This window comes from Acidovorax sp. KNOB132, assembly GCF_057541515.1.
Genome location: NZ_BAAJYT010000352.1, coordinates 1 through 3,047, shown reverse-complemented (window position 1 = coordinate 3,047; position 3,047 = coordinate 1). Strand labels below are relative to the sequence as shown.

5 protein-coding genes are annotated in these 3,047 nt (G+C 70.0%); 3 read left to right on the top strand and 2 right to left on the bottom strand.

Features of this window, described 5'->3' with window-relative positions:
• Together AC27IO_RS22325 and AC27IO_RS22320 are read right to left on the bottom strand one after the other, a co-directional pair.
• Positions 1–184: hypothetical protein (locus AC27IO_RS22325; protein ID WP_498740821.1), on the bottom strand; the 184-nt coding region annotated here is incomplete at its 3' end.
• Between the two features lie 115 nt (positions 185–299).
• Positions 300–554, bottom strand: coding sequence for a DUF1488 family protein (locus AC27IO_RS22320; RefSeq protein ID WP_284431426.1), 255 nt, complete (start codon positions 552–554; stop codon positions 300–302).
• Between the two features lie 268 nt (positions 555–822).
• On the opposite strand from AC27IO_RS22320, the gene AC27IO_RS22315 reads away from it, so the two are divergent.
• From AC27IO_RS22315 to AC27IO_RS22305, 3 genes are all read left to right on the top strand, one after another.
• Positions 823–1,527, top strand: a complete 705-nt coding sequence (locus tag AC27IO_RS22315) for a Crp/Fnr family transcriptional regulator (RefSeq protein ID WP_284431427.1) — start codon at positions 823–825, stop codon at positions 1,525–1,527.
• Between the two features lie 204 nt (positions 1,528–1,731).
• The gene (cspE, locus tag AC27IO_RS22310) at positions 1,732–1,947 is read left to right on the top strand and encodes a transcription antiterminator/RNA stability regulator CspE (RefSeq protein ID WP_272552015.1); all 216 of its coding nucleotides are present in this window, start codon (positions 1,732–1,734) and stop codon (positions 1,945–1,947) included.
• 90 nt (positions 1,948–2,037) lie between these two features.
• Positions 2,038–3,047 (top strand): trypsin-like peptidase domain-containing protein (locus AC27IO_RS22305; protein ID WP_498740819.1); only part of this gene is annotated, 1,010 nt, incomplete at its 3' end.

Sequence of the window (3,047 nt, the reverse complement as noted above, 5' to 3'; positions counted from 1 at the left end):
CGTTGTCGTCCAGGCGCCGGCGCAGCGGGGCGACGGCCGGAGGCCTGGCGCTGACGGCTTGCGCGGCGGCCAGGCTCTGGGCGTGCTGCTCCAGGCGCTCCAGCCCGAACAGTTCGCCGCGCACCGGCGCCGAGCCGGACCACAGCGAGGCATCGCTGCCGCGAAACAGGAGGCGTTGGAGCAAGGGGGTCATGGTGCCTTTCGGTGGGCTGTGGGCGGTGGTGCGCCCAGGCGACTGAACGGCGGATCGGGCAACGGAAGGCGGGGCGAAGGAGGGCGCGCGTGCGCGGCCGGCCGCTCTAGGGCGCGCGCAGGTCGAACTCGCGCAGCATCACGGGCTCGATGGCGCCCTGGTCCACGCGGCGGCGCGCCGCGGCCTCGATCTCGGGGGCGTGGCTGCGGTAGGTGTCCATCGGGTCCTCGTCCGCGCTGCCGGGGCTGTAGCGGTAGTGCAGGGCATCCTTGCCGACGCTGGCGCCGATCCATTGCGACTGGACCTCGACCCAGAAGCGCACCGTTCCCGAGGCTTCGTGGAAAAAGGGAGGCTGTGACATGGGGAACTCCGAAAAGGTGGGGGGGGTGATCGCATGCCGCCGGGCGGTGGGTGCACCGGCGCGGGCATGGGGTGGAGCGCGCAAGGAAAGCCAAAGAGGGCGGCGAAAGACTTGGCACCGCTTGGCCTGCGAGGCTATCGCCGGCCCGCCTGCCTGTCTGTGCGCTGGCACACACAGGCCGGGCCCGGGCCGCGCCCTATACTGAACCGGGCGAATCGTTGCCGGTGGCTGTTCCATCGCTGATGCATCCGGCTTTCTGGAGAATGCGATGCCCCACCGTGAAGAACCCCGGCGCAACCGCCTGCTCGCCGCCCTGGGCGACACCGAGTGGCAGCGCCTGCAACCCGACCTCGAATCCGTGAGCCTCGGCGTGGGCCAAGTGCTCGGCGAGCCGGGCGAGCGCGTGGGCCATGCGGTGTTTCCCACCACCGCCATCGTCTCGCTGCTGCATCGCCTGGAAGACGGCGGCTGCGCGGGGGTCGCCGTGGTCGGCTTCGAGGGCATGGTCGGCGCGTGCATCGTGCTGGGCGGCGAATCGATGCCCCACCGCGCCGTGGTGCAGTGCGCAGGCCGCGGCTGGCGCGTGCCGGCCCATGCGCTGCTGGACGTGCTGCAGCAGTCCGCCGCGTGGCAGCGGCAGTTGCTGCGCTACGCACAGGCGCTCCTGGCGCAGATCGCGCAGACGGCCGTGTGCAATCGCCACCACTCGCTGGACCAGCAACTTTGCTGTTGGCTGCTGACCAGCCTCGATCGCCTGGAGGGCCCGGACGTGGTGGTGACCCAGGAGCTCATCGCCCACATGCTGGGCGTTCGCCGCGAGGGGGTGACGGAAGCGGCGGGGCACCTGCAGCAGGCCGGATTGATCCGCTACCGCCGTGGCCGCATCACCGTGCTGGACATCGATGGACTGCTGCGCCGCAGCTGCGAATGCCACCGGCTCGTGCAGCGCGAGTACGAGCGGCTTTTGCCGTGAGCGGGGCGATACGCCACGGCGGTTGCGGGAACGGGTGTACCATGGGCCGCGTAGACATGTGCAAGACCGTCACTCCCTAGGTCGCTCCCCAGTTGCCCGCCGGCGCCCTGCCGGCGGATGTTGTCGAATATCCCATCGATGATTTTCTTGGCGTCTCTGCGCCGCAGGCACGTTCGCGCCGCGGCAACTTGAAAAGGAATCGATATGACGACACAAACCGGCACCGTGAAATGGTTCAACGATGGCAAGGGCTTCGGCTTCATCGCCCCCGATGACGGCAGCAAGGACCTGTTTGCCCACTTCCGCGAAATCCAGGGTGGCAGCGGCTTCAAGACCCTGGCGGAAAGCCAGCGCGTGCAGTTCGAAGTGACGCAAGGCGAAAAGGGACCGCAGGCGTCCAACATCCGCGCCGTCGAATAAGGCGCCAGGCCCGGGCGGTGTCCGCCCCGGCCGCACCTCTCCCGAAACGCGGCCCTGGCCGCGTTTTCTTTTTTTGGAAGGCGCATCCCCATGAAAAACCTGCAAGACGTCACCGAGCGCATCTGCGAACTCAAGGGCAGTCTCATCGCCATCGACGCGCTGCTGCCGGCCCTGCTCGATGCCCTGCCGTCCGGGGCGCACGGCACCCTGGCGCGGTCGTTCGACGCGCACGTCGAAGCGGCCCGGACCGTGATGCTCCACGCCCCCATCTCCGACCATGTGCTGTCCACCTTCGAGCGCGACGCCGCCCGAATGCACGGCGTGATCGCCGCGCTGCCTGGCACGCCGGCACCGCTGGCCGAGTCCGAGTCCGGACCCGTGGCGCAGTCCCAGGCCCCGGCCACCGAATCCGTGCTGCTCACCAGCACGCGCATCAGCACGTTCGACGGACCGCGCTCGCTGACGGGCGCGAGCGGCTTCTTCTTCCGGCGCGACGGGCGGCTTTTCCTGGTGACGAGCCGGCACGTGTTGGCCGACGCGCCCAGCGCCCATTTTCCGGACCGCATTGAAATCGACCTGCACCTGCATCCGCAGGACCTCACGCGCGTCGCCGTGTTCTCGCTGCCGCTGTACCGCGACGGCCTGGGCCTGTGGCGCCAGGCGGTGGACAGCGGGGGCGAGGTGGACGTGGCCGCGATCGAGATCGACACCGCCCGCCTGCCCGAGGGCTGCGTCTTCGAGGCGTTCGACGCCAGCCACCTGCAGGCCGTGGGCGATCCGCCCCAGGTCGGCGATGCGCTGGTCGTGATCGGGTTCCCGCTGGGGTTTCACGACACGGTGCACCGCCTGCCCGTGGTGCGCGCGGCCTCGGTGGCCTCCGCCTACGGGGTGCGGTTCCAGCAGCAGGGCTATTTCCTGACCGATGCCCGCACCCACCGCGGCAGCAGCGGCGCCCCGGTGCTGCGCCGGCGCGTGGGCGCCGGGCCGGCGCCGCTACCGTGGCAGCTGCTGGGCGTGCACTCGACCCGCATGGACATGAGCACCCGCGACTTGGTGCAGGACGAATCGCTGGGCCTGAACTGCGCCTGGTATGCCGACGT

Excerpts from the sequence above, each read along its gene's own strand:
- AC27IO_RS22320 (WP_284431426.1), bottom strand. The coding sequence starts at position 554 with ATGTCACAGCCTCCCTTTTTCCACGAAGCCTCGGGAACGGTGCGCTTC.
- AC27IO_RS22315 (WP_284431427.1), top strand. The coding sequence starts at position 823 with ATGCCCCACCGTGAAGAACCCCGGCGCAACCGCCTGCTCGCCGCCCTG.
- cspE (WP_272552015.1), top strand. The coding sequence starts at position 1,732 with ATGACGACACAAACCGGCACCGTGAAATGGTTCAACGATGGCAAGGGC.